21 protein-coding genes are annotated in these 25,075 nt (G+C 48.8%); 6 read left to right on the top strand and 15 right to left on the bottom strand.

Features of this window, described 5'->3' with window-relative positions:
• Position 1 precedes the first annotated feature (1 nt).
• Positions 2-337: a cytochrome o ubiquinol oxidase subunit IV gene (cyoD, locus tag AC506A_RS11390; RefSeq protein ID WP_495461130.1), complete on the top strand. Its 336-nt coding sequence runs from the start codon at positions 2-4 to the stop codon at positions 335-337.
• Between the two features lie 59 nt (positions 338-396).
• Here cyoD and AC506A_RS11395 read toward each other — a convergent pair whose 3' ends face one another.
• From AC506A_RS11395 to AC506A_RS11405, 3 genes are all read right to left on the bottom strand, one after another.
• Positions 397-1,662: a copper amine oxidase N-terminal domain-containing protein gene (locus AC506A_RS11395; RefSeq protein WP_495461131.1), complete on the bottom strand. Its 1,266-nt coding sequence runs from the start codon at positions 1,660-1,662 to the stop codon at positions 397-399.
• A gap of 407 nt (positions 1,663-2,069) precedes the next feature.
• Positions 2,070-4,442, bottom strand: a complete 2,373-nt coding sequence (locus AC506A_RS11400) for a family 78 glycoside hydrolase catalytic domain (RefSeq protein ID WP_495461132.1) — start codon at positions 4,440-4,442, stop codon at positions 2,070-2,072.
• Between the two features lie 152 nt (positions 4,443-4,594).
• Positions 4,595-5,830, bottom strand: a complete 1,236-nt coding sequence (locus AC506A_RS11405) for an MFS transporter (protein ID WP_495461133.1) — start codon at positions 5,828-5,830, stop codon at positions 4,595-4,597.
• A 161-nt stretch (positions 5,831-5,991) separates the two neighbouring features.
• On the opposite strand from AC506A_RS11405, the gene AC506A_RS11410 reads away from it, so the two are divergent.
• A complete protein-coding gene (locus AC506A_RS11410; protein WP_495461134.1) occupies positions 5,992-7,851 on the top strand; it encodes an LTA synthase family protein in 1,860 nt (619 codons plus the stop codon).
• Between the two features lie 98 nt (positions 7,852-7,949).
• Here the strand turns inward: AC506A_RS11410 and AC506A_RS11415 are convergent, their stop codons facing one another.
• The 3 genes from AC506A_RS11415 to AC506A_RS11425 all read right to left on the bottom strand — a co-directional run bounded on the left by AC506A_RS11415 (position 7,950) and on the right by AC506A_RS11425 (position 11,476).
• A complete protein-coding gene (locus AC506A_RS11415) occupies positions 7,950-9,197 on the bottom strand; it encodes an ATP-binding protein (protein WP_495461135.1) in 1,248 nt (415 codons plus the stop codon).
• A 117-nt stretch (positions 9,198-9,314) separates the two neighbouring features.
• A complete protein-coding gene (abc-f, locus tag AC506A_RS11420; RefSeq protein WP_495461880.1) occupies positions 9,315-11,225 on the bottom strand; it encodes a ribosomal protection-like ABC-F family protein in 1,911 nt (636 codons plus the stop codon).
• 107 nt (positions 11,226-11,332) lie between these two features.
• Complete coding sequence (locus tag AC506A_RS11425; RefSeq protein ID WP_495461136.1) at positions 11,333-11,476, bottom strand: RAxF-45 family protein; 144 nt, start codon at positions 11,474-11,476, stop codon at positions 11,333-11,335.
• Positions 11,477-11,625: 149 nt separating this feature from the next.
• Between AC506A_RS11425 and AC506A_RS11430 the strand changes: the two genes are divergently transcribed.
• Positions 11,626-13,071: a SpoVR family protein gene (locus AC506A_RS11430; protein WP_495461137.1), complete on the top strand. Its 1,446-nt coding sequence runs from the start codon at positions 11,626-11,628 to the stop codon at positions 13,069-13,071.
• Between the two features lie 75 nt (positions 13,072-13,146).
• Here AC506A_RS11430 and AC506A_RS11435 read toward each other — a convergent pair whose 3' ends face one another.
• The 6 genes from AC506A_RS11435 to AC506A_RS11460 all read right to left on the bottom strand — a co-directional run bounded on the left by AC506A_RS11435 (position 13,147) and on the right by AC506A_RS11460 (position 20,039).
• The gene (locus AC506A_RS11435) at positions 13,147-13,719 is read right to left on the bottom strand and encodes a Uma2 family endonuclease (protein WP_495461138.1); all 573 of its coding nucleotides are present in this window, start codon (positions 13,717-13,719) and stop codon (positions 13,147-13,149) included.
• 276 nt (positions 13,720-13,995) lie between these two features.
• Positions 13,996-14,880 (bottom strand): transglutaminase family protein, encoded by an 885-nt coding sequence (locus AC506A_RS11440; RefSeq protein ID WP_495461139.1) that lies wholly within the window; start codon positions 14,878-14,880, stop codon positions 13,996-13,998.
• On the bottom strand, positions 14,877-15,878 hold the full coding sequence (locus AC506A_RS11445) for an alpha-E domain-containing protein (RefSeq protein ID WP_495461140.1): 1,002 nt from the start codon (positions 15,876-15,878) through the stop codon (positions 14,877-14,879). The genes AC506A_RS11440 and AC506A_RS11445 overlap by 4 nt, the downstream gene beginning before the upstream one ends.
• 27 nt (positions 15,879-15,905) lie before the next feature.
• Positions 15,906-17,363 (bottom strand): circularly permuted type 2 ATP-grasp protein, encoded by a 1,458-nt coding sequence (locus AC506A_RS11450; RefSeq protein ID WP_495461141.1) that lies wholly within the window; start codon positions 17,361-17,363, stop codon positions 15,906-15,908.
• A gap of 228 nt (positions 17,364-17,591) precedes the next feature.
• A complete protein-coding gene (locus AC506A_RS11455) occupies positions 17,592-17,966 on the bottom strand; it encodes a LytTR family transcriptional regulator DNA-binding domain-containing protein (RefSeq protein WP_495461142.1) in 375 nt (124 codons plus the stop codon).
• Between the two features lie 174 nt (positions 17,967-18,140).
• Positions 18,141-20,039 carry a PrkA family serine protein kinase gene (locus AC506A_RS11460; RefSeq protein ID WP_495461143.1) on the bottom strand — a complete coding sequence of 633 codons (1,899 nt, stop codon included), beginning with the start codon at positions 20,037-20,039 and terminating at the stop codon, positions 18,141-18,143.
• A 493-nt stretch (positions 20,040-20,532) separates the two neighbouring features.
• On the opposite strand from AC506A_RS11460, the gene AC506A_RS11465 reads away from it, so the two are divergent.
• Positions 20,533-21,288 carry a DUF2161 domain-containing phosphodiesterase gene (locus tag AC506A_RS11465; RefSeq protein ID WP_495461144.1) on the top strand — a complete coding sequence of 252 codons (756 nt, stop codon included), beginning with the start codon at positions 20,533-20,535 and terminating at the stop codon, positions 21,286-21,288.
• A gap of 20 nt (positions 21,289-21,308) precedes the next feature.
• Positions 21,309-21,629, top strand: coding sequence for a Rieske (2Fe-2S) protein (locus AC506A_RS11470; protein ID WP_495461145.1), 321 nt, complete (start codon positions 21,309-21,311; stop codon positions 21,627-21,629).
• A gap of 83 nt (positions 21,630-21,712) precedes the next feature.
• Here the strand turns inward: AC506A_RS11470 and AC506A_RS11475 are convergent, their stop codons facing one another.
• The 3 genes from AC506A_RS11475 to trmL all read right to left on the bottom strand — a co-directional run bounded on the left by AC506A_RS11475 (position 21,713) and on the right by trmL (position 24,219).
• Entirely contained in the window at positions 21,713-22,909 is a 1,197-nt protein-coding gene (locus AC506A_RS11475; protein WP_495461146.1) for an aminotransferase-like domain-containing protein, read from the bottom strand.
• Between the two features lie 444 nt (positions 22,910-23,353).
• The gene (locus tag AC506A_RS11480; RefSeq protein WP_090981926.1) at positions 23,354-23,605 is read right to left on the bottom strand and encodes an AbrB/MazE/SpoVT family DNA-binding domain-containing protein; all 252 of its coding nucleotides are present in this window, start codon (positions 23,603-23,605) and stop codon (positions 23,354-23,356) included.
• Between the two features lie 149 nt (positions 23,606-23,754).
• A complete protein-coding gene (gene trmL, locus AC506A_RS11485) occupies positions 23,755-24,219 on the bottom strand; it encodes a tRNA (uridine(34)/cytosine(34)/5-carboxymethylaminomethyluridine(34)-2'-O)-methyltransferase TrmL (RefSeq protein WP_495461147.1) in 465 nt (154 codons plus the stop codon).
• A 114-nt stretch (positions 24,220-24,333) separates the two neighbouring features.
• On the opposite strand from trmL, the gene AC506A_RS11490 reads away from it, so the two are divergent.
• On the top strand, positions 24,334-25,062 hold the full coding sequence (locus tag AC506A_RS11490) for a response regulator transcription factor (protein WP_495461148.1): 729 nt from the start codon (positions 24,334-24,336) through the stop codon (positions 25,060-25,062).
• Positions 25,063-25,075: the final 13 nt, after the last annotated feature.

The raw sequence follows: 25,075 nt of genomic DNA on the forward strand, positions 1-25,075 counted from the left end.
CATGGCGCAGCACGGCAACAATTTGCAAGGTGAACACGGCGGTCATACAGGAGGCCACGGCTCGCTGAAGGAATATGTCACAGGTTTTGTCCTTTCCATTATTCTGACGATCATTCCGCTGCTTATTGTGTTAAACCACTGGATGCATGGAAAGGCGCTGGTCGCAGTCCTTCTTGGCACAGCGGTACTGCAATTTGTACTCCAGCTCCTATTCTTTATGCATCTGCGTGAAGAACATGGTCCTCGATATAATCTGATGACGCTCATTCTTGGCTTAGTTGTCGTCATTACGATTGTAATCGGCTCGATCTGGATCATGACAAACAACGGGATGTAGTACATTCTTGGTCATATAAAAAAAGTGCAGGGACTCCTCCCTGCACTTTTTTATTTTTATTAAGGAGACACCACTGTTACATTAACGCTCCTTGAACCGCCATCCCACCTTACAGGCAGGCCGAATGCGGCCGTTACCGCACGAATCGGCACGTAGGCTCTGCCATTGCGGATAATAGGCTGCAGGTCCTCGTCAGCCTTTACCCCATCGATCCACAGCTGCGGGCTCCCGCCGGAGGATCCGTTAACCGCCGCTTGCTTCGTGCGAATCAGAACACTTTTTGTTACAGCATCCCACACGACGTTCTCGTTCGACAATGAAGCAATGGCGCGTACGGGCACGAGCGCATGACCGCCTACGAGCAGAGGCATAAGCGACGGATCGGCTGAAGGCACACCGTTCACCGAGAGAAATACGTTCTTCGCCGCAAGCAGTTTAATCCCGGACGTTGAACCTCCGGTTGCTAATCCTACTCCTACTGAAACAATAACCGAAAGCGTACCGTCCCCTGGAAGCAGCGGCTTCAGCGAGCCATCGATTGCTTCACCATAGCCTGGCATCGTTATCTTTATGTCGTAGCGGCCAAACTCCGAAGTTCCTGAATAAATCAGCAATGACGATTTGTAAGGGAAATTAATACCTTTGGGTGATAAGGCCATGTTTCTGTTATTGAGTGATGTCGTCCAGAAGATATGAACGTCGAATGATTCCAGCCAACCGTTGTTTCCGCTGACATGCAGAGGTTCTCCGAAGTGTACCGATTTGGTTGGAGCAGGCGAATTATCAGGCAGAACCTCAAGGCCAATAAAGTCCTTATATGCCTGTGGGTCATGGATGACTAGACGCTGCTTCCCTTGATCAATAGCCAATTTCCCATTCCAAACTTCATATACAGTTATGTAACTGCCATCCGTAAATTGAATATCCATCTGATTCCGAAAATGATGTCCATCCTCAGGTGCCGGCACCGCTTCGGCCTTGCCCATAGTCGCGATTCGCTGCAAAATGCTGCAGACCACGGTTAGAGATTGTTGATCCTCTTTGCGGGCTCCAAACAACGGGATGTAGGTGTTGTCTCCTAAGCTCGAATAAACCTGCTTAATCAAATCCGGCTTGCAGTCAGTGGCCTTCCCGGCCAAGTTGTTACTTTCCAACACTTGCGCGCTAGTGTCTGCATGCACTACTCCGTCCCCAGCCACAAGCGCAGGAAGCGCTAATAATGCAAACAACGCAGTTCCAAGCATAGTGGCACGCCATCCGGCAAATAGCCTCCACGAGCTCCCCTTCCGCGTTTTATTCCGTGTCGCTCGCTCAAATCGTTTCATTTTCAACCTCCCAACATTCCCAGTACATTCATTTCTATCCTCCTATGACGAGTTCAACCGGGAAAAGTTGCGCAGCATTCCGCAACAGCCGCTCGCTTTCCACATACCGTGAAATTCTAACGAATCGTAGAGACGTTATTAGGCGGAATTTCTCGGCTCAGGGAATCTAACGAATTGTAGAGACCTTATTAGGGGATAATCTGCGCCGAACTCTCCCCAATTCGTTAAATAGGGCCGCTACGATTCGTTAGAATTTTCTTGGAGCTATTTTGGGGCAAATAAGCCTTCTACGATTCGTTAGCATTTTCCGCGCGCACAAAAAAGCTGACCCCTCAAGGTCAGCCTCCCATAATCTAGGCATGTTTTCTTCTCCCACGTAAAGACATTCCTCCCTACCTGGCCGACATTCATGCCATAAAGTGCTCGGTTTCCTCTTGCGGGATAATGCGAAGAGGATAATTGGCTTCGGTTTCAATCCGATAGTTTGAAGGTACTTCTGTAGTACCAGTGAGCCCGTTCGGTCCTGTCTTCCACTTGATGGCGATCGATTGACCGCCCGGCAACGGCAGAACAGCTTCAGCCGCATCTACTCCATCATAAGGGGACTTCAGATGAATGACTCCGCTCCCCAGATCGGATAAATCTGCGCCAAGCACAAGCTCATTGAGTAAGTACGCTGGCGAAGCCCCCCAGCCATGGCAAGCGCTGACCGGAATACCCTCTTGCAGATAAGTCGGTGTATGCCCTTGATAAGTGCTCGGAATGGTACAGGCAGGCATCTCCGCATCGAAGGTTTCCCACCAGGTCGTCGCTCCGCGGCTCAGCATCTCACCCCAATAGTTTCGGATGAGTGACAGCGCTTGTTCTCGGCGTCCGGCGTTGCGCAGTACCTCAAGCACGATATGTTGGAAGAAGGGCCCTCTAACCGGCGGGAGTTGTTTAGCAAAATAATAATCGTCTAGGAAACGGTTCGTCTCCTCTTCGGTCATGATGCCGCACCACGCTGCCATGAAGTTCGTTTGCAGCGAATAATTGCCCGACAGCGACTCACCGTCTAAGCAATCTGCGAACAGCCCTTTCTCTTCTACCCACAGATGTGTGCGAATGGCTTCGGCTAGGTTGATCGCCTCGGCTTCGAATTCTGCTTGCTCCGCTCTGCCGTCAGTTGGATCCAGGGCGCGCATGATGTCGCTGTAAGCCTTCAGCGCTTTGTAGCGTAGGAAAGAGATCGCGGCGACCTTATCTCGGCGGTCAATATCGTCCGTCCAATCGATAAAGCACCAATAACCGGGCCGATCTGCCCGCGCAAACAATCCCGTATCGTCGCTTTGTTGCCTGAACCAATCGATCAATCGTTCGGTAACAGGTTGAAGCTCTGCCAGCAGCGACAAATCGCCGGAATAACGCCAATAATCATGCAAGCCGATCAGCCAATAGGCGCAGAAATCTGGCAGCAGCATGCCGTTATGCTCCGGTCCCGTTCCTGGGATTGAACCGTCCGCCAGCTGAATGCGAGCGCCTTGCAGCAAACATTTGCGCAGCAGCGCAGTGTCCGTGAAGTTGGCGTAGATGATTTTGCCCATAACCATAGAATCCACTACCCATAGCGCCTTCTCGCGCCAAGGGCAGTCTTCTGTATGGTCGTGAGAGTTCATTCGCGTCGTATATAAGCTCACCTCATGGATGCGGTTCAGCAACTCATCCGAACTTCCGAACTGCGTCTGCCTGGTGAACGGATAGCCGACTTTCTCGCAGCTGAGCGAAGTAACGGTGACGGGAACAGGAGTCGCCATGAACGTTAGCTTCAAATAATGAAACACGCGTCTGCCAAATGGTCGAAGACGCTGAAAGCCCCGTTTCAATACAAAAGTGTCCACTTCCTGCAGCTCCAGTGATTCTCCATACGCGATTCGGATGACACCGCCTTCCGGAGCGACGACTTCGAGAATCGGCCTGCCGACAACAATTCGGCCGAAATCGAATACGACAGCAGGCATGGAGCCTGGCTTTGATGCATCTGCCTTAAGGGCGGGGGCAGGCTCGGTTCCAGCATGTGTATCCACTGAAGCTGCAAGAAGTGATTCCGGCTCCGTTACATTGCCGAGGTTTAATTCTGTACGTATTATGGCGGTAGCTTGGCAAGCTTCGCTTGCAAGGAATGGGATTTCACGTGCAATCAGGCGCGGCCATGCGCTGTTCGGGTCGCCCCCTTGTCCAAGCTCCTGCGAGTCCGCCCATGCGGAATCATCATAGTGTGGCTGCTGCCATTCGTCCTCTTGATGTGCCAGATAGATTTCTTTGTAGCCACCCCATAAACTGAGGCGTTCATTCGATGTGCGGAAGCGGGGAGTCAGCCTTGATTTCCATGAACTGTCGGTAGTCGAGATGATGGTTGCATCGTCCGCGGACATGAGCTGGGAGATGAAGCCCGCTTCGCCTTGCATTTGGTTCGTAATAATATTGGACTCGCCAAATTGGTAGCAGAGGACCGAAATGACATTATCCCCGACTTGCAAATAACGACCGACTTCATACGAATCGTAATACTGATACTCCGGCGTACATGGCGATGGCCCGCGGCCGACCCATTGACCATTGATCCAAAGATTATACTCTTGCCTTGCCGACAGATGGAGCACCGGTTGTTGCGCAAGTTCCGATGGTTCAAGGTGAATTTCTTTCCGGAAATCAACATATTGGTTTTTGCAATCACCGCGCTGCTCCAGCCATATCCAATTCGCATTCCATCTCACAGCCGATCTCCCCTTCGTAATTCTCATCCTGGCTCACTCCAATTCATGATTATGAATTATAAGTATACTTTAATCGAAATTACGTCAATTTAAAGTATATATAGGAAAATAAAAAAAAACCTCCGTTACCACTTCAAAAGTGGCCACAGAGGTTTCTCTCCAAACGATTCAAACGCCTATTACCTGCCCAGCTCCAGCTTCTGTCCACCTTTACTCCGGTGGTACAGAACGAATGCCAGCAATCCGATGAGACCGAACAATCCCGCCGTGTAGAGAAGCCCCGAAATCGGCAGTGTCTCCGACAACGAAGTACTCAGCAGCGGTCCGATACTGCCACGGATACCGAACAACATCAGATGAAGCCCGAACACAACAGCTTCACGGCCCGGAGCCAGCCGGAACACGTAAGCCAGAAAGCCGATATCCCATATCGCGTCCCCTAAGCCTTGAATGCCGCTGCCAATCATAACGGCCGGCAAATTGCCGAAGATCGCATACAAGATAGGTACGATCGCGAACGCAGCCAACCCATAGGCCACGGTTTGTTTAGCCGACAGCTTGTCGATCACACTGCCGACAACAAAATAGGAAACAAGCAAACAGGTAAAATAAGTCGCACGCGCATAGCCGATCTCCGTATTCGTAAGCTCCAGCCAATTTACTTGGATGATTTGATACAGCGGTTGAGCAATAATGTTACCGAAGCCCGTAAACGTACAGGCAAGGAAAAAGATCGCCAGCTCACGGTTCTGCTTGATGAGCTGCAGCTGTTCCTTAAGCGAAGCACGCTTCGCGGTATGCAGCCTGGACGGCGCTTCCTTACGCGCTTTGACCTTCGAGAAAACGAGAATGGAGATCACGCCTGTAATAGAAGCAAACAAGAGCGGACCGGACGGACCGGAAACATCTGTCCACTTGCCGATCATGAATGCGGTCGGAATCATAATGATTCCCATCGCTACTCTTGTATTACCCATTAGCTTCCCGCGATGCTCAGGCGGATACATCCGAACCACCATTGAAGCATAAGCAGGTGCCTGTACCCCCATCAGCATATGGAAAGCCAGTGCAACGACGACATAAATCAAGGGGACGCCGAAAAAGGCCGGTAAAATAATAAGAGCCCTTGCGATGAAGTTCGGAATGACAATAAACGGCTTCGGATCACCTGAGCGTTCAATCACGCTTGCCCATATCGGAGATAGCAGCAATCCAATTGCTGGAGCCGCTGACAGCAGTCCTACCTGAATATTGGATGCTCCTTGCTGAATCGCCATCGGGATGTAGAACTGGTTGAAAACAACATTAAAGAAACTAAATAACACCGAGGCTGTGGCATCAAAGCAGAAGTTATGCCAAGCTCTTGGACCGAGCTGCAGACGCAGCGTCGAGACTAGCGATCTAATGGCATTCATATTCTATCGTTACCCTTCATATTCAATCATTTTTCAGAGTATAGTATAACACTCATTGCGTCATTTGGCGTCTATTTTCCATTTTGACAAACCATCTGCCTGGGAGCATAATGAACTATTGAGAGATTACCAGATCAAGTTCGTGTTAGGAGGATTTCAACATGCCACTTTGGCGCCTCAAACGGCTGTTTCAGATGAGGCCGTTTATTTTTTTCACCCTTATATTAGTCATCAAAACAACATTAGCATGGCTCGTAATCTTTGACGGAGGTCCATCTTGGACGCTGCTCGTCACGGAGCTTCCATTCTTCTGGCTGCTATTCTGCTTGATTGAATGGTTTGCGACCAAACGTAAGCTGGCTCTGTATGTGACGGTCAATTTACTTGTAACCGCGATATTGTTTGCCGTTATCATGTATTACAAATATTTTGGGATCATCGTGACTTATCATGCGCTGGAGCAGGTCAATCAAGTGACGGCCGTGAAGAGCAGTGTATTTTCACTTCTGGATCCGTACTATTTATTTATTTTTCTGGATATTATTGTGTTTACTGTTCTGCTCATCAGACGTTCGAAATTACAAGGCTGGAAGACCTTCAGTCAAATACCGCTTAGCCGGTCTGTGATCTCGCTTGTCTTCATCATTTCGCTCGCGCTCTGCCTCTTCAATATACTGCCCAATCGAGCGAGCATGAATGAAATCGTGAAAGCAGAAGAAATGGGCATTCTCAATTATGAGATCTACACGATCTTCGCAGATGACAATACACCGAAAACGCCGATGAATGAGATTACCCGTCAGCTAATCGATGAAACGAAAGGCATTACAGAGCCCGCTGCGCCTAAGTACGCAAACATTGCAGCAGGCAAAAATCTCATCATTCTGCAAATGGAATCGTTACAGAACTTCTTGATCGGACTCAAAATAGACGGTCAAGAAATTACGCCGAATATGAACAAATTGGCTCGCGAGCATATGTATTTCCCGAATTTCTATCAGCAGGTTGGCCAAGGCAACACCTCCGATGCTGAATTCGTTGTGAATACATCGTTCTATATTCCGCCACGCGGCGCAGCAACAATGGCTTACAGCGACAAAGAACTGCCAAGCCTTCCTCGTATCTTGGATCAGAACGGCTATCAGAGCGCAACCTTCCATACGAATGTCGTGGAATTCTGGAACCGTATCGGACTTTATAAAGCACTTGGGTTTGACAAATACTATGATCAATCGTTCTTCGGCAAAGAAGACATGGTTTTCTTCGGCCCTTCCGACGAGGTGTTGTACAAGAAAACAGCAGAACAGTTTGATAAGATGCAGCAATCAGGCAAACCGTTCTACGCCCAAATTATTTCTATGTCAGCCCATCACCCCTTCACGATTCCCGAGGGGAAATACAAAATGAAGCTGCCGGAGCGTTATGAAGGTACATTCGTTGGTGATTATATTCGTGCTCAGAATTACGCCGACTATGCACTCGGGTTGTTCGTGGACGATCTGAAGGCTCGGGGAATATGGGATAACAGTGTATTCGTAACGTATGGTGACCACCTCGGTCTGCCGGTCTATTCGCTGGACAACGATGACAAGAAGCTGATGCGCGAAATCTATGGCCATGAATACGGATTTACCGACATGATCAATATTCCGTTAATTATCTCTTCTCCAGGCATTACTAAACCGGCAAAGCTCCCGCAAGTTGGGGGTCAATCGGATATTATGCCAACGATTGCGAATTTACTTGGCATTTCATTAGCTGACCACATTCATTTCGGTCAAGATCTGCTCAATCAAACGTCGAATATTTTGCCTGAGCGTTACTACTTGCCTACCGGATCGATGATTAACGATCAAGAATTGTTTATTCCGGGTACTGCCTACAATGACGGCACACACTATCCGCTGCATGGAAGTGTACAGAATGGATCGACCGTATCTGAGGATCAATACAATCGTGCGCTGAAGCTGCTTCATCTATCAGACAGTTATGTCAGCCAGCTGCCGCCAGTGAAGCCTTAATTACGAATACCACAAATAAAAAAAAGCACTCTTCTCGCCAGACGGCCATTATGCCGCTAATGAGGAGAGTGCTTTTATTATGGTTAGCGATGAATGATCTATCCATACAGCCCGTATTTGATTTCGCATACGGTGCCCTGACCCGACTTGCTTGTGAACAAGATTTGCCCGCCCATGACTTTGACGAGGCTGACAACGACCATCAAGCCCAGCCCAGTCCCTTTTTCCTTCGTCGTAAAGAACGGCATGCCGATTCGTTTCAATTGCAGTTTACTCATGCCTACACCGGTGTCGGAAATTTGAATGCATACCTGCCCATTCTCAATTCGGGTGGAGATCGATAACACGCCGCCTCCAGGCATCGCTTCAATCGCATTCTTCATCAGGTTCAATAGGCATTGCTGGAACTTCTTCGGTTCGCCCAAAATGTAGAAGGCTTGCTCTTGCTGATGCACAATTCGAATCTCGATGCTGGACATGACAGACAGTGGAGATATCCATGGTATGAGTCCCTCAATCTCCGAGATGACATGAATCGGTCTTGCCTCTTCAATCGTCGGTTTGGCATAATTCAAATAATCCGTTATGATGGCGTTCGCATGCTCCACGCCTTCCATCGCATGCAAACGATACCGTTCCATCGATTCACTGTTAATTCCCGGCTTCGCCATCATCTGAAGAAATCCCTGTGTCGTCGTGAGTGGATTTCGGATTTCATGCGATATGGAAGCAGCCAGTTCGCCGATCATATGGAACTTCTCGGCTTTGAAGAGCTCTTCCTGCAGATTCTCCTGACTCCTTACTTTGCTTGCGGTCAGAATGACAACAACAGCGGAAGTGAGCGTTCCAAGGAGTAGGACAGCCATTTGAGCCACCTTCAGCTTATCACTCTCTGGATACACCAGAAGGAACACTACAAAGTGAATCAAGATGAAGAACAGTGCACTACCCATCGTCCGTGAAAGCTTGCTCTTCCAGAGCATACGGTAATGAAACCATAGGCCTAGCAGCAAGAGAATAGCGTTGCTTGCAAGATTCGCTACGATATTCGTACCCACAAGGAATATCCCGCAAACCGTAACTGCCGCGCCTATTATGATTCCGGGCAGTGCCCCTTCAAATACCGATGCGACCATAATCCCAATCGGCATGAGATGAAGGGAATACACAAGCGGATCTATGGGCTCAATTAATTGATAGCATGTAGAAAGTACCGCCAAGATGACAACAATCATCTGCTTTCGCCGACGAGCCGACATCAACACCCTTGGACTTATAAACAGAAACGTGCAGGCTGCTAAAATATAGAGCAAACCATGTAATTCGTACACTAGGATGGCGGACATGGATGGAAAACACGACTCCCTTTAGTAGGTTCGACCATTTGATAGTAGAATATAACTTTTTTACTACCTACTATACCATATAGCTCCGTATTTCATCTCCATTTTTGGAAAAGATGTTCAGTTTGGCTCCATCCATTTTGTGTAAAATTCATTGAGTTGCTCCTGTACTTGCTCCCGTTCACGCCAGCGCAGCTCAAGCTCATCCATGCTGAGCTGCTCCGACTGCTCTGTAAGCTCCGCATCCATTTCAGCCAGTTGAGTTTCCAGCTGTGCGATTAGCTGCTCCAGCTTCGCAGTATTAGGCTTCTGCGCCGAGGATACAGCAGTATCCTCCTCTTGTTTTCGCTTAACCGGAACTGCTTCCTTCACTTTCACAGGCTGCGCGGTTTCTTCAGACCGAAGTTGCTTACGCTTCTCGGCATACTCATCATACGTTCCAAGGTATACCGTGAGCTTAGCCCGATCGAGCTCCCAGACTTTATTCGCCAGTCGATTAATAAAGTAACGGTCATGCGATATCGCAAGAATTGTGCCTGGGAAATCTTCCAGCGCTTCCTCAAGCGCTTCTCTGGATGCGATGTCCATATGATTGGTCGGTTCATCCAGCAGCAGTAAATTTGGTTTCTTCAGGATAAGTAGTGCGAGCCGCAGCCGCGTCCATTCGCCGCCTGAGAGCTGATTGACGTTCTTAAACACATCTCCTTGGGTAAAGAGATACCGCGCCAAATGCGAGCGAGCCTCGCCTTCTTCCATCTCCGCAGCCTCGCGGAAATAAGCGAGTACATTCTTCTTGTCATCCGCAGGATACTGCTGCTGCGCCAGATAACCGATATCCACGCGTGCTCCAATGTCGATCGTCCCGCTGTCCTGTACTTCCGTTCCGAGAATTAACTTGAACAAGGTCGTTTTGCCCGTTCCGTTAGGACCAAGCAGCATAATCTTCTCGCCATACAGCAGCATGCCGTCAACCTCATGCAGCAGCTTGCGGTCGCCGTAACTCTTGCTTAAGCCTTGAAACTCCACGACCCGTTTCCCAGATCGGTCTGCCAGCTGAAGCTGAAACTCCGCCCCTTTCGGATCAAGCACCGGACGCTTCAGCTTCTCCATCCGATCCAGCGCCTTCTGCATCGAAGCCGCCCTGCGGAAAAACTTCTCATTGCCGGCGACTCTCCCCCACTCCTGCAGCTGCTTGATCGTCTCTTTCATCTTCTTGATGACTTTCTGCTGCTCCTGGTACTCGGCAAACTGCTGAAGCAGCTGCGCTTCTTTCTCTATGACGTAGCCACTGTAATTGCTGTGATAAGTGATCGCTTCGCCGTCTTCTATATCTACAATTTTCGAAACAACATGGTCTAGGAACATCCGATCATGGGATACGATCAAGCACGCACCTTCGTAGCCGCTCAGATATGATTCCAGCCACTGAACACCTTGTAAATCCAAGTGATTCGTAGGTTCATCTAGCAGCAGAAGCTCAGGTTTGCTGATTAACTGCGCGGCAAGGCCGATCTTCGTCTTCTCCCCGCCGGATAAAGTACCGTACCTTCTTTCATACATCGCTCGCGGAATTCGCAGCCCCGTTGTAACGGTATCGATCTTCGCATCGAGCTCGTAGCCGCCTTCATTCTGAAACCGCTCCTGCAGGCCTGAGTATTCACGAAGCAGCTGCTCCAGCCGCTTCTCTCCCATCCCCGCCTGATCGGACATTTCCAGCTCCAGCTTCGTCATTTGCGCTTTGCACGCAAGGAGCTCCGCATATCCTGATGCCAGCACATCGTAAACCGTACCCTCATCCCAAGCAACCGGAATTTGGGCCAAATATCCAATCTTCGTATCCTTGCGAATCATGAGCTGCCCTTCGTCTGGTTTAGATAACTTTGCAATGAGCGAGATCAGCGTAGATTTGCCGCTCCCGTTGCGACCGACCAGCCCTACCCGCTCCCCTTCGTGAATTTCAAATGTAACATCTTCAAGTACTAGCTTTGCACCGTAATATTTCTTTATATGTTGACCATTTACAATAATCATCATGGAATCCTCCTAGTTGTTTTGGAAGATCGCCCTATTTCAAAAACCATGAAAAAAAGAGCCGCAGGAAAATGCCCTGCGACTCTTCGGTCTTTACCGATCGAGGTCTAAGGTAGGCGTCTTCGCTTGAGTGATGGTGCCGTATTGGCAAATTTGGACAGACTTCTCCCGTTAGCTCCAAATGCATGCACGATGCCAGCCATTGCAATCGGCAGCTGGCTAATACGGTTGTTCACCATTTCTGAATTCATCCTACCTCACACCTCCTTCCTCATATTTATCTAACCATAACATATGTAACCGTGAAGCCGCAAGGTGACAAAAAAAAGGCTCATATCACTCTCCGCCGTCCCATACATATAGCTATGAAGCACACTCGCATTACAAGGGGGAAGCGAAATTGCACCAGGATGAGATCAAAGCGTTAGAGCGAGCTATTGACGAGATCACTGAGATTGCACAAGGATTTGGCCTCGATTTCTACCCCATGCGGTATGAAATATGCCCAGCCGATATTATTTATACATTCGGCGCTTACGGCATGCCTACCCGGTTCAGCCATTGGAGCTTTGGCAAAACATTCAATAAGATGAAAATGCAGTATGATTTTGGCTTAAGCAAAATCTACGAGCTTGTTATTAACTCCAATCCTTGCTATGCCTTTCTGCTGGATGGCAACTCACTCATACAGAATAAGCTGATCGTCGCGCATGTATTGGCACACTGCGACTTCTTCAAGAACAATGCGCGATTCAGCGCCACGAACCGCAATATGGTGGAAAGCATGTCCGCCACGGCCGAACGTGTGAGTCAGTACGAGATGGAGTATGGCACCGATGCCGTCGAGAAATTTATCGACGCCGTCTTGGCCATCCAGGAACATGTCGACTCTACCATTATCCGGCCGTATAAGCTGGATAAAGCCCATTACATCGAGCTGCTGAGCAAAGCCAATCAAGTCGACAAAGTACCACGCCAATCGCAATATGACGATTTGTGGACGCTTGATGCAGAAGTACAGGCTGAACAAGCCAGCCTCAAAGCAGCCAATAATGAACCGAAGCGTTTCCCGCCTCAACCGGAGAAGGATCTGATTTGGTTCATTGAAGAATATTCTCCGAACTTGCAAGATTGGCAGCGCGACATCATGTCCATGCTGCGCGATGAGATGCTCTACTTCTGGCCGCAGATCGAAACGAAGATTATGAACGAAGGCTGGGCTTCTTATTGGCATCAGCGGATTCTCCGTGAGATGGACTTAACGAGTGCGGAAACGATCGAATTTGCCTCGCTAAACTCTTCCGTTGTGCAGCCTTCACGCCACTCGCTTAATCCATATTATTTGGGGCTGAAAATCTTCGAGGATATTGAACGCCGCTGGGATAACCCGACCAAGGAAGAGCAGGATCGCTTCGGACGCAAGCCAGGTCTCGGGCGGGATAAAATCTTCGAAGTTCGAGAGTTCGACTCCGACATTTCGTTTCTGCGTAATTATTTGACGAAGAAACTGGTAGGCGATCTAGATCTCTACGTCTTCGAGAAGAAAGGCGCAGAATGGAAAATCACCGACAAAGCATGGGAGTCTGTCCGCGACCAGCTCGTGACCTCAAGGGTCAACGGCGGATTCCCGAGCCTCGTCGTATCCGACGGTGACTTTAACCGCGTCGGCGAGCTGTTCCTCTTCCACCAGTACGAAGGGGTCGAGCTGGATTTGAAATACGTAGAGCGTACGCTTCCTCACGTCGTTCAACTGTGGGGCAAATCCGTTCATCTGGAGACGATCGTCGAGGATAAACGAATTGTGTTCAGCTGTGACGGTAAGAAAACAAGCCGGAAATTCATTTGAGCCGTCCCAGCAAAAAAGATCGCATCCCCGAGCAGCCACCAAGGTGACTGCGGGAATAGCGATCTTTTTGTTGATCTATGAGTTTGCCAGACTGAACAGCTTGTTCAAGGGAACATTCAGGTCGGTAAACACGGTGGATTGTATGTTTTCTAGTTCAGTATATAAATTTCTCACCTGATACGCGCCATCTTGAAGCGCATACACATGAACCGTTCGATTGCCGGGATCAACAATCCAGTATTCCTGAACTCCATATTTCTGATATAAATTAAATTTTTCGTTGAAATCCTTTAACGCAGTGGAAGGTGACAGCACCTCAACGATTAGGGTCGGCGCACCGTTACAGCCATTCTTGGAAATCTGATCCTTCGTGCAAACAAGCGATAAATCGGGCTGCGTGACATGATCAGGTGACTCATAATTTTCACTTTCGCTGAAGAACACATCAAACGGAGCTACGAACACAAAGCAATTCCGATTCTGAAAGTAGGTTCGCAGAGCGAAATGAAGTTCTCCGACAATGAATTGATGCACTGATGTAGGGGCTGGCGACATATTATAAGCTTTGCCGTTTATTAGTTCCCATGTTCCATCCCAGGTCAACCAATCTTGATAACTATGAATGTTCTTCTCATCCGGATTTGACATGATGTTCGACCTCCTTCTGATTTTGCCTATCAGTCTTTTTATTAATTGTACCATGATCACACAAAATGTTGTAATCTACCACCTCTGTCACAACACAAAAAAATCGCATCCCTGAGCAGCTTCGGGGATACGATCTTTAATCTATGTACCAGTTGGTAAGCCTGTCCACCGGATCGGATATATCCACGTCAGCACATCCGCCTTCGCACTATATTCCTGCTCGGCCCGAATGTCTGACGGGACATCCTCCGCTGCGCAGTGCCCCGAAAGCCACTACTAAGCCTCGACCTTCCTCACATCCACTTTCACTTCCAAATTCGCTTCGCTTGTCCCTCGATAGACGCCTTTAACAGGTACGATGTCTTTATAATCACGGCCATGGCCCAACTTCACGTAACGTTCGCCGACCAGCGCATCGTTCGTAGGATCGAACCCGCACCAGCCAAGACCCGGCGCATACGCCTCTACCCATGCATGTGAAGCCTGCTCGAAATCCGCATTGCCGCCCCGCAAATCACCAACAAAGTGATAACCGCTCACATAACGGGATGGAACCCCTTTCGAGCGACAAGCCGCGATCATCAGATGTGCAAAATCTTGACAGACACCGCGACGTCTACGCATCATATCGCCTGCAATGGTGTGTACATTGGTCGCTTCCGGATCGTATACAAACTCGTTGCGGATCCGATTGGATACATATGACAACCAGCTGTACACGCCCTGCTCTTTCTCATTCGGATCACTTTGCAGCGGCATTTCCGCAAATGCCGCAACCTCAGGCGTAATGCCTGTATACTCCGTAGGCAGCAAATATTCAGCAAACCGGTTCATCGCTCCATCCGTCGCCAGCCAATCCCATGCTTGCTTAGGAGTCATGCCTTCCTGACCTTCAACCGGCTTAACGGCTTCCTTCGTAACGACCGTCATCTGCGAGCGAATGATCAACTTGCGATGCTGATCATTGACAGAGAAGGCGTGAACGCGATTGCCGAAATAATCGTCATAGCTGAAGAGCGAAGCGTTCGGCTCCACCGAAATGGAATGCTGATAGCACGACTGCTGCTCATTCGTAAATGGCGTCAGCCGGATTTCATTGACACTGTCCATAACCGGATTCATGTACGAATATTGGGTTGTGTGCGAGATGCAAAGCTTCATGCACTGACCTCCCCCATACGAAAAAAGGTATGCGCAAACGACACCCCGAGCTGTCCCGCAACTTGGAGTAAATGTCCCGTGACCCGCCCTTCTTCATCCCGTTGCAAATCCTCCCGCTCCAAGCAAGCAAGCTCCGCCTTCAGCTTCACCACTTGCCGGATGATCCGGTCATGTGCCGTACGAAGCTGCTTCTCCTGCAGCTGAATGCCGCGCAAATGCTCATCGAGCGCATGCAGAGAATAATGGACCGAACGCGGGAACACTTCATTCAAAATCAGAAACTCCATAATCGCTTCCTGCGAGAAGCCATCCGCGTAATACCGCCTGAACGTTTGGTATCCACTGACGGAACGCAGTACCGCTTGTAGGAATGGATACACGTCATTATTGCCGTCCGTATCCGAAGGAAGCATCGTTCTGGACGTCATCGCGGACTGCATAATCCGAAGCGTATTCTCCGTTCGTTCCAAATAGCGGCCGCATTCGATGAAATGAAATTCGTTCTCGCGCGGCATCACCGACTGCGTAATGCCTTGAAAGAGCGCCGTCCATTCTTTAATTTTGCCAAAAAACTGATGAGGAGACTCACGGGTCCAATCCCCTGCCTGTTTTTCGCGCAGCCACAGGTAGAAGCCATTCGTCACATCCCACAGCTCGCTTGGCAGCTTCTCCCGAAGCGTCCGCACGTTATCCCGAGCATGATTGACGCACGTCACGAGGGAGTTCGCATTGTCACGATCCAAGGTGATATAGAGCACAACGTCTTGCTCCGTATACGTGCCGTACTGCGACTCATAAGCATCCCTGCTGCCGAGTGCATCGACGATCCGCCCCCATTTGCAAAGTGATTGGGCTTTCTCGCCTGGTTCTCCTTTAGGTATCGTATGCGAGTCATCTGACTGAAGGTGATAGTGAACATCGATTAGCCGAGCATGGTTCTCCGCCCGTTCCATGTACCGCCCGATCCAAAACAAAGCCTCCGCATTGCGGTTGAGCATCGTCCATCCCTCCGCTTCCTATAATCGTTACCGACTAAGCACCCACGTATCTTTAACGCCGCCGCCCTGCGAAGAGTTCACGACTAGAGATCCTTCCTGAAGCGCAACACGAGTCAATCCGCCTGGAATAACATGTGTTTGCGCACCCATGAGCACAAATACGCGCAAATCAATATGACGCGGCTGCATAGCCCCTCCGAGCATCACCGGCGCCCTTGACAGCTTCATCGTGGTTTGGGCGATGTAGCGCCCCGGATCGCGGCGAATGGCATCCGCGAAGGCATTGATCTCCTTTGTGGAAGCAGCCGGCCCGATCAACATCCCATAACCTCCGGAGAGTGAGGTCTCCTTAACTACAAGCTGATCTAAATGATCAAGCACATACTCACGTTCTTCCTTGCGCGACAAAATGTACGTCGGTACGTTATGCAGAATCGGTTCCTCACCTAAGTAGTAGCGGACCATATCCGGCACATACGCATAGACCGCCTTGTCGTCCGCTACTCCTGTTCCCGGGGCGTTGGCGATGGCTACGTTGCCTGCACGATAAGCATTCATAAGACCCGGCACACCTAGCAGCGAATCCGCTTGGAATGCTAATGGATCCAAGTACTCGTCATCGAGTCTTCTGTAAATGACATCGACTTGGCGCAAGCCGCGCAGATCACGCAAATAGATTTTGTGATCCTTGTATACCAAGTCTCGGCCTTCCACCAGATGGATACCCATTTGCTGAGCCAGAAATGCGTGCTCGAAGTAGGCGGAATTGTAAGCGCCTGGTGTCAGCAGTACAATAAGCGGATTTTGCTTCCCTGATGGCGCCAAGCTGCGAAGTGAGCTTAAGAAGACATTCAAGCTGCGCTCGATATCCGCCACTGCACTATTCAAGTACAAATCGGAGAACAGCTCACTCATTAAGCTTCTCCCTTTATACAAGTAGGAAAACCCTGATGGTGTACGAAGATTATCCTCCAGTACATAATAGCGGCCCTTCTCGTCCTTAATTAAATCTATGCCGGATGCGGTCATATAGACATTCTGCGGCACTTGCAGCCCTGCCATCTCCGGACGGAAATATTTATTACTTATGATCATCTGTCTTGGAATGATTCCGTCATTGACGATTCGCTGTTCATGATAGACGTCGTGGATAAAGGCATTCAACGCCTTAACCCGCTGCTTCATGCCGCGTTCAATACTCTCCCATTCATGCTTAGGAATAATGCGCGGAATATAGTCAAACGGGATGGTACGCTCAAGCGGCTCGTTCTGATTCTGGGTGTAGAGCGTAAACGTAATTCCTTCCTCCAGCATTCGCTGCTGAATGGTCGTGTGACGTGCTGTCAGCTCCGGCGGCTTCATACGGGCGAACGTTCGATGAACACTTTCATAATGCGGACGTACATTAAGATCTTTATCGAACATTTCGTCGTAGAAAGATTGTGAATCGTAAGGATCGAATTGAGATTTCATCGCCATCGACATGTCAACCGCCTCCAAAGCCATCAGTGTCACTATCATGTCAGTTTTTGTGCTTTTTTGTCTACATCATCTAGCTGAAACTTGGATTATATTACCTAGATCATACTCAAAGACGATATCAGTGTCAACTTATATAACACATAAAGGCCCGAAATAAGCGGCCTTTACCGTTTTTTAATGAATATTATTTTCGGTTGCGCTTACATGTTCCTACCATGCTCCTTTACCACATTACGCAGCGGAAGTGCTGTAGGTTACCCCTTCATTTTCTCGAATGATAAGGTGCTTTACTTTGTCGACGTTCGCTCCTGACACAGTGGCATATAAGCCGCTCCCGCATCCGGCGGAATCGTCGAAATAAACATTGCGGTCGACCGGACTGTAGCACACAGCTGCGGCCATATTAACAACAACGTTGCGATCAAGCCGCTCATAGCCGAATGGTCCGAATACGAGTGCCACCTGCTCCATCGTTTGCGGGTACTGATAGCTTGCTCCACTCTTCGTCACGAATTGTGCCCCTTTCGGAGTGTGCGACACGAAGCATATCTGATCCATCGAAACCCACTCACTTTCCCCGTTCTTGTTAAGCAGCAACAACTGCATGTCCAACACTCCTTCAATCCCAAAATAAGAACTTATGTTCCCATTTTAACAGATGATTGGTTTGCATGTACACAACGGACATGAAGTATTCATCACCATCAGCATGCTTGTACCCCCATAATCAAATGAAGGCCGCAATACGCAACTATCGCGTACTGCGGCTCCATTACTACGTTATCGGTTAAGCAGACTTCCTACGTAACGCAGCAGTTCGTTGGAACAGACCGGGCAGTAACCATGCTCATCCATCAACCGCTTTGTTACTTCGTTAATACGCTTGAGTTGTTTCTCGTCCGGTGTTTTGGTCGAGGTCGTAATTTTGACGATGTCCTTCAAATCCGTAAACAACTTCTTCTCGATCGCTTCGCGAAGCCGTTCATGGCTGTAGTAATCGAATTTCTTGCCTTTGCGAGAGTACGACGAGATCCGAATCAATATTTCTTCACGGAATGCTTTCTTCGCATTCTCGGATACGCCGATTTGCTCCTCGATCGAACGCATCAGCCGCTCATCCGGATCCATCTCTTCGCCTGTAAGCGGGTCTTTAATCTTCGCCCAGTTGCAGTACGATTCGATATTATCGAGGTAATTCTCGAACAGCGTTCTTGCGGACTCTTCGAAGGAGTAAACAAACGCTTTCTGAATTTCTTTCTTGGCGAGTCCGTCATATTCTTTCCTGGCTGTGGAAATAAAATTTAAGTATCGCTCCCGCTCTTCCTTCGTAATCGAAGGGTGCTGATCAAGTCCATCTTTCAATGCGCGCAGCACATCAAGGGCATTGATACATTGCAGGTCCTGCTTTATGAGCGCACTCGAAATCCGATTGATGACATACCGCGGGTCAATACCCGACATGCCCTCTTCGATGAATTCCGACTGCATTTCCTTCAGATCTGCTTCCTTGTAGCCTTCGATCTCCTCGCCGTCATACATGCGCATTTTCTTAACGAGGTCCATCCCTTGCTTCTTCGTCTCTTTCAGACGAGTCAAGATGGAGAAGATTGCTGCTGAGCGCAGCGAGTGCGGTGCGATATGAATGTGCTTCATGTCGCTTTGGCCAATAAGCTTCTTGTAAATCTTCTCTTCCTCTGACACCTTCAGGTTATAAGGGATTGGCATGACGATCATCCGAGATTGCAGGGCTTCATTTTTCTTATTGGCGATAAAAGATTTATACTCCGTTTCGTTCGTATGCGCGATAATGAGTTCATCCGCCGAAATCAATGCAAATCGGCCGGCCTTGAAATTGCCCTCTTGGGTAAGAGAAAGCAAATTCCAGAGAAACTTCTCATCGCATTTGAGCATCTCTTGGAACTCCATTAGTCCACGGTTCGCCTTATTCAGCTCCCCATCGAACCGGTACGCACGCGGATCCGACTCAGAACCGAACTCCGTAATGGTTGAGAAATCGATGCTACCCGTCAAATCAGCAATATCCTGCGACTTTGGATCAGATGGACTGAACGTTCCGATACCGATACGGCTCTCTTCGGAAATCAACACGCGTTCGACCTGAACATTCTCAATATCGCCGCCGTATTCCGTTCTTACTCTCATTTGGCAGGATGGGCACAGGTTGCCTTCGATACGGACACCAAGCTCTCGCTCCGCTTCAGGTCGAAGCTCATTTGGAACGAGATGCAGCGGATCTTCATGCATCGGGCAGCCTTTAATGGCGTAGACAGCGCCTCTCTCTGTACGGGAGAACTGTTCTAGACCTCGCTTAAGCATCGTAACAATAGTGGATTTACCGCCGCTGACAGGTCCCATGAGCAGTAAAATCCGTTTCCTCACATCAAGCCGCCGGGCCGATGAATGGAAATATTCCTCTACAAGCTTCTCAACAGCACGATCCAAGCCGAAAATTTCTTGTTCGAAAAACTTGTATTTCTTCGTTGTGCCGCCATCATCCACAACCCCAAACGACTCAATCATTTCATAGACACGAGCATGCGCAGTCATGGCTGGTGTAGGATCTCGCTTCAGCAGGTCGATGTAGTCCTTGAAAGATCCGCTCCAAGCAAGTTTTTCACTTTCCGCCTTATACGCCGATATCCGTTTCAAAATGTCCATGCCGTAACCTCCTATAAGTTTTGCGACTGCAAAACTCACTTCGTAAGCAGATTCACCATCTAACTGATACCACTTTCTAGAACGCCTCATGCATGCGGGTAATAGTTATCCAGCCATCTTAAGCTGCCCGGCATTTTTTATTGAAGTATTACATTTCTATGCACTTTCGCAAGGGAAGTTGCCCTATTTTTTAAACAAGATTCCGCCAAAATCCGCACTCCGCAGACACTTATTTTACAAAATGTTAATTCCCTCAATACGAGCCTCTGCCCGTCTCAATTTAGCAAAAAGCTATACGTATGAAGACTTGGCTTCATCCTCTGAGATCTCTTGAACCACTGTCGAAAAAAGGCGATTGCGACAAAATTCTAGCGTGACCGACACGAATAAAGTTGTGACACCAGATGTAACCTCTAATTAATGGCTTAAGGGGATGTCCAGAATGTGCTATAATCGTGAACAGACTACCCTCCTACGGAATCGAGGCGATGATGTGGCTGTCAAACACGAAACCGAGCTGTATCCGCCAATCAAGTCTTATTTCGAGAAACAAGGCTTTGAGGTAAAGAGCGAAATCATGCATTGCGATCTCGTCGCCATTCATCCGGATACGAATGAAACCATATTGGTGGAAATGAAGAAGACATTCAATCTCGCCCTGCTGCTCCAGGGCATCGAGAGACTGCGCCTGAACGGCCATGTCATTCTTGCCGTTGAGCGCAACCGCAAGAAGGTCGGTGCGCACAATCAGCGCTTCGGCGATCTAACCGAGCTGTGCCGAATGCTCGGCCTTGGCCTGATGACTGTAACCTTCTTCAAGACCAAATCACCGGTGCTGGAGATGCTTTGTGAGCCGGGCGATCCGCCGGTGCGCGGACAACGACGTGTCCGTCAAGCGAGACTGCTCACCGAATTTCGCGAACGCAGCGGCGACTACAACACCGGCGGCAGCAACAACCGTAAGCTCGTCACCGCCTATCGAGAGAAGGCACTTCGTGTAGCTTGGGCACTTAACCAGCACGGCGAGCTTTCCCCTCGCGCAGCCGCGGAGCTGACCGGAATACCGCGAGCCAACCATTTTCTCCAGAAGGATTACTATGGTTGGTTTGAACGCATACGGCGAGGGCATTATAGCCTGAAACCGGACGGAGCTGCCGCGCTAAAACAGTACAACCATATTATTGAAGCTTGGCTGCAGCAGAAGTCTGCACAAGAGTTAAACAACGCAATTATTCCTACAAACAATTGAATAAAGGAGACAGGTTACAGATGAGCGAAACGAACAACTTTAAGGTCATTGGCAATGTAGAGGATTTCCCGGAATTTCCGGCACATGTTAAATTGAACAACCAGCCCTATTATATTGTTGAAGCACCACGCAAGGCGGAAGAAGAACAGCGCTATAATCTGATCTCGGCTATCTGCCCGCACGCTGGAGGCATTGTCAGACCGCATCTAAATGAGCTTATTTGCCCGCTCCACTACTGGTGCTTCGATAAAGCAACAGGCGAATCCACGAACATTCCGGGAGAGCAGCTGGATTGCTCGCCACTCGAAGTTCGGGACGGTCAGTTTTTGCTTCAAGCCTAATAAATACGCAGCAACAAAAAGAAGCCCAGAATCCTCGAAGTGAGGACGCTGGGCTTCTTCTCATGGACGTCGCATCTCATGGATTAGCGGCGAGCCAGAAATTCATTCAGCGCTTCTGCGAAGCGCGAAATACCGGTTGCCATCCGCTCGCCTTGCGTGTACGTAAAGTTCAGACGAGCCGTGTTGCGTGCAGGTTCTGCCGCATAGAAGGATGAGCCTGGAACAAAGGCAACATTCTTCTTCACAGCTGCGCGAAGCAGTGCCTCGGCATCCAGCCCTTCAGGCAGCTCCAGCCAGAGGAACATGCCTCCTTTAGGCTCGATCCATTTCACATCGCTCCAGCCCTGCTGCGTAAGGAGCTTCTGCATTTGTTTCATACGGTCACCGTATGCCTGCCTGATCACCTGAATATGATCATCCAGCGAGAAGTGCCGAAGCAGCTGGTCCAATGTCTGTTGATCGAGTGAACTGGAATGAAGATCGGCAGCTTGTTTCGCTTTCGCCATCATAGAAATCACGTTGCGATTGCCGATTGCCCAGCCCGTGCGAAGAGCAGGCGCTACTGTTTTGGAGAAGGTACTTGTATAAAGGACATTGCCGCCATCCGCTTTGCCATCAAGCGAGAACAAGGTAGGATAATCGGCATTGACATCGAATTTGATATCGCCGTATGGATCATCCTCTAGGATGGGAACACCATAACGGTGACTGAGTTCAAGCAGCCCTTTGCGGCGTTCCATGCTCCAAACTCGACCTGTGGGATTACCGAATGTAGGCACCACATAGATCAATCTAGGTTTATGCTGCTTGATGAGACGCTCCGCTTCCGCAATAATCATCCCGTCCTTATCACTGGCAACCGGAACAACATCCAAACCGCTCAGATTAAATACCTGCAAGCTTGCCAAATAGGTCGGGTTCTCCACCAAGACGATATCGCCCGGCTCCATCAGAACACGAGTAATCAGATCAATAGCTTGCTGTGAGCCGGTTGTCATAATCATTTCATCTGGCTCTACGTGCATGCCCTTCTGTGCCATACGAACACAAAGCTGCTCACGAAGGGGCATAAATCCTTCCGTAAGCGCGTATTGCAGCGTATTCTTTCCGGAACGGAATACCCGCTCTGATGCCTCTCTTACAGCATCGATCGGAAATAACTCTTCTGCCGGCAGACCGCCTGCAAAAGAAATAATTTCTTTTCCTTGCGTTAGCTTCAATATATCGCGAACAGCAGATGATTGCAGCCGCTCGACATGATTCGAGAATCGGTATTCCATTTCCATTCCCCTCCCCATTTCCTTATCACACATTTTACGCGCAAATGGTGATGGGAGCAACTAGAAGAACGCTCTAAAACGTACGGTTTTGCACACTTTCCTACATTAAGTTACAGCGTTCACCAATGAGTTGCATTTTATGTCTGGGGCTCATTTGCTGTAACAACATGTTCACAACTTTGTTCGTTTTCTTTTTGTATCTCGTTGGGTATAATGAAATGTATGTACTGGCAGCATAGGAGGGAATACGAATGACCATTAATTTTCTTATCGTCCTCACTGTCTCGGCCTTGTTCCTGATCGCCATGTGTACGGCGTCTTACAATGACGACAAGACTAAAGGCTTGTAATGCAATAGGACCTCAAAAAAAAGAAGCTTTCAGCGATTGTTAACAATCGTCGGAAGCTTCTTTTTTTGATGCAAAAATGAGGTTCTACACCGAGTTAACCTCGGCGCAGTCCCGCCATCTCTGTCATACATCCCCCACACAGGTAACGCTCCTTAAACTCGCGTACACCATCAAGTGTGCCACAAAAAACACAACGAGGACGATAACGTTCCAAAATGATATGGTCACCCTGGACAAGAATCTCCACGGGGTCGCCTTCATTCATTTGGTATCTTTTACGTAGCGATTTTGGCAATACGATACGCCCTAATTGATCCACTTTACGCACAACACCAGCCGGTTTCACAAATTCACATCTCCTGTAGTCGCATTTTGCAAGTTAACGTCATATGACAGTTTACTCTCTACTAGGTTCGATAATGGCTGGTCAATTCCTGCAATTATTTCGATTTTCTTAGTATTCTGCAATAATATAAGCCTTTAAAGTAAAGGAAGTCAGCTTAATCCAATAAACCCGTTTTGTCGAAACGCCTCGAAGACCACAATTGCAGCAGAATTCGATAAATTCAGCGATCTCACTTTGTCGGTCATCGGAACGCGAATGCAGGTATCGGGATGCGCATCAAGCACATCCTGCGGCAGCCCTTTGGTCTCTTTCCCAAACACGAAGAAATCACCGTCTTGATACTGATGCTCCGAATACACTTTAGAACTTCTTGTGCTTGCGCAGAAGAAACGACCCTCTGGATACAGTTCCTTCAGCTCCTGGAACGAATCATGATAATGAACCTCCACGGCGTACCAGTAATCCAAACCAGCCCGTTTGAGTGTTTTGTCATCTGTGTTAAAACCGAGTGGTCGAACTAAATGAAGAATAGTGCCTGTCGCTGCACATGTACGTGCAATATTGCCGGTATTTGCCGGAATTTCCGGCTCTACGAGTACGATATGAAATGCCATTTGTTATCAAACACCTTTCACTTTTTACATAGCTTTTACGCTTACTTAATCTATTGAGAAAACTTGCCTGTCATAATACAACTATAATGTTGTATGAAAGGGGAACATAAGCGCTTGAAAAAGAAAATATTAATCGTCGATGACGAGCCATCTATCTCCACGTTGCTTGAGTTTAACTTAAAACTTGCCGGATATGAGGTGCGCTGCGCTTCAGACGGAGAAGCTGTATTCGACTTCTTAAAGCCATTTCGTCCTGATCTCATCGTGCTTGATCTTATGCTCCCCAAGATGGACGGACTACAAGTATGCCGCGAGCTTCGTAAGCAAAATAATGTCGTTCCCATTATTATGTTAACTGCACTCCACGATGTAAGCGACAAGATCGCAGGACTCGATCATGGCGCTGACGACTATATGACTAAGCCATTCTCGCCGCAAGAACTGCTCTCCCGCATTCAAGCAATTCTACGCAGAACGCAAGCGCTGCCAGGATCAGGAGAATCAACTACCCATACAATCGGACCACTAACTGTTCTTTCTGAGCAGCGTGAAGTTCAGCTCGAAGGAAAGGCAGTGGAATTGACACCTAAAGAATTTGAGCTCCTTCTTTACTTGTGCCGTCACCGTGGGAAAGTGCTAAGCCGTCAGCAGCTGCTGCACGGTGTATGGGATTATCATTTCCTAGGCGACACCCGAATCGTCGATGTGCATATCAGTCATCTGCGTGACAAAATCGAGAAAAATGCACGTACGCCTGAATATATCATGACTGTGCGGAACGTTGGCTATAAACTTTCCGGACCTGGAGGCAGCACGGCTAGTGCAGACTCTTCATTAGCTTAAGCTTAACGGATCG

The sequence above is a fragment of the Paenibacillus sp. N22P23 genome, assembly GCF_059383735.1.

Bases quoted from the DNA above. Each gene is read 5' to 3' on its own strand.
- cyoD (WP_495461130.1), top strand. From the start codon at position 2: ATGGCGCAGCACGGCAACAATTTGCAAGGTGAACACGGCGGTCATACA.
- AC506A_RS11395 (WP_495461131.1), bottom strand. From the start codon at position 1,662: ATGAAACGATTTGAGCGAGCGACACGGAATAAAACGCGGAAGGGGAGC.
- AC506A_RS11400 (WP_495461132.1), bottom strand. From the start codon at position 4,442: ATGAGAATTACGAAGGGGAGATCGGCTGTGAGATGGAATGCGAATTGG.
- AC506A_RS11405 (WP_495461133.1), bottom strand. From the start codon at position 5,830: ATGAATGCCATTAGATCGCTAGTCTCGACGCTGCGTCTGCAGCTCGGT.
- AC506A_RS11410 (WP_495461134.1), top strand. From the start codon at position 5,992: ATGCCACTTTGGCGCCTCAAACGGCTGTTTCAGATGAGGCCGTTTATT.
- AC506A_RS11415 (WP_495461135.1), bottom strand. From the start codon at position 9,197: ATGTCCGCCATCCTAGTGTACGAATTACATGGTTTGCTCTATATTTTA.
- abc-f (WP_495461880.1), bottom strand. From the start codon at position 11,225: ATGATTATTGTAAATGGTCAACATATAAAGAAATATTACGGTGCAAAG.
- AC506A_RS11425 (WP_495461136.1), bottom strand. From the start codon at position 11,476: ATGAATTCAGAAATGGTGAACAACCGTATTAGCCAGCTGCCGATTGCA.
- AC506A_RS11435 (WP_495461138.1), bottom strand. From the start codon at position 13,719: ATGTCAAATCCGGATGAGAAGAACATTCATAGTTATCAAGATTGGTTG.
- AC506A_RS11440 (WP_495461139.1), bottom strand. From the start codon at position 14,880: ATGAAGCTTTGCATCTCGCACACAACCCAATATTCGTACATGAATCCG.
- AC506A_RS11445 (WP_495461140.1), bottom strand. From the start codon at position 15,878: ATGCTCAACCGCAATGCGGAGGCTTTGTTTTGGATCGGGCGGTACATG.
- AC506A_RS11450 (WP_495461141.1), bottom strand. From the start codon at position 17,363: ATGTCGATGGCGATGAAATCTCAATTCGATCCTTACGATTCACAATCT.
- AC506A_RS11455 (WP_495461142.1), bottom strand. From the start codon at position 17,966: ATGCAGTTGTTGCTGCTTAACAAGAACGGGGAAAGTGAGTGGGTTTCG.
- AC506A_RS11460 (WP_495461143.1), bottom strand. From the start codon at position 20,039: ATGGACATTTTGAAACGGATATCGGCGTATAAGGCGGAAAGTGAAAAA.
- AC506A_RS11470 (WP_495461145.1), top strand. From the start codon at position 21,309: ATGAGCGAAACGAACAACTTTAAGGTCATTGGCAATGTAGAGGATTTC.
- AC506A_RS11475 (WP_495461146.1), bottom strand. From the start codon at position 22,909: ATGGAATACCGATTCTCGAATCATGTCGAGCGGCTGCAATCATCTGCT.
- trmL (WP_495461147.1), bottom strand. From the start codon at position 24,219: ATGGCATTTCATATCGTACTCGTAGAGCCGGAAATTCCGGCAAATACC.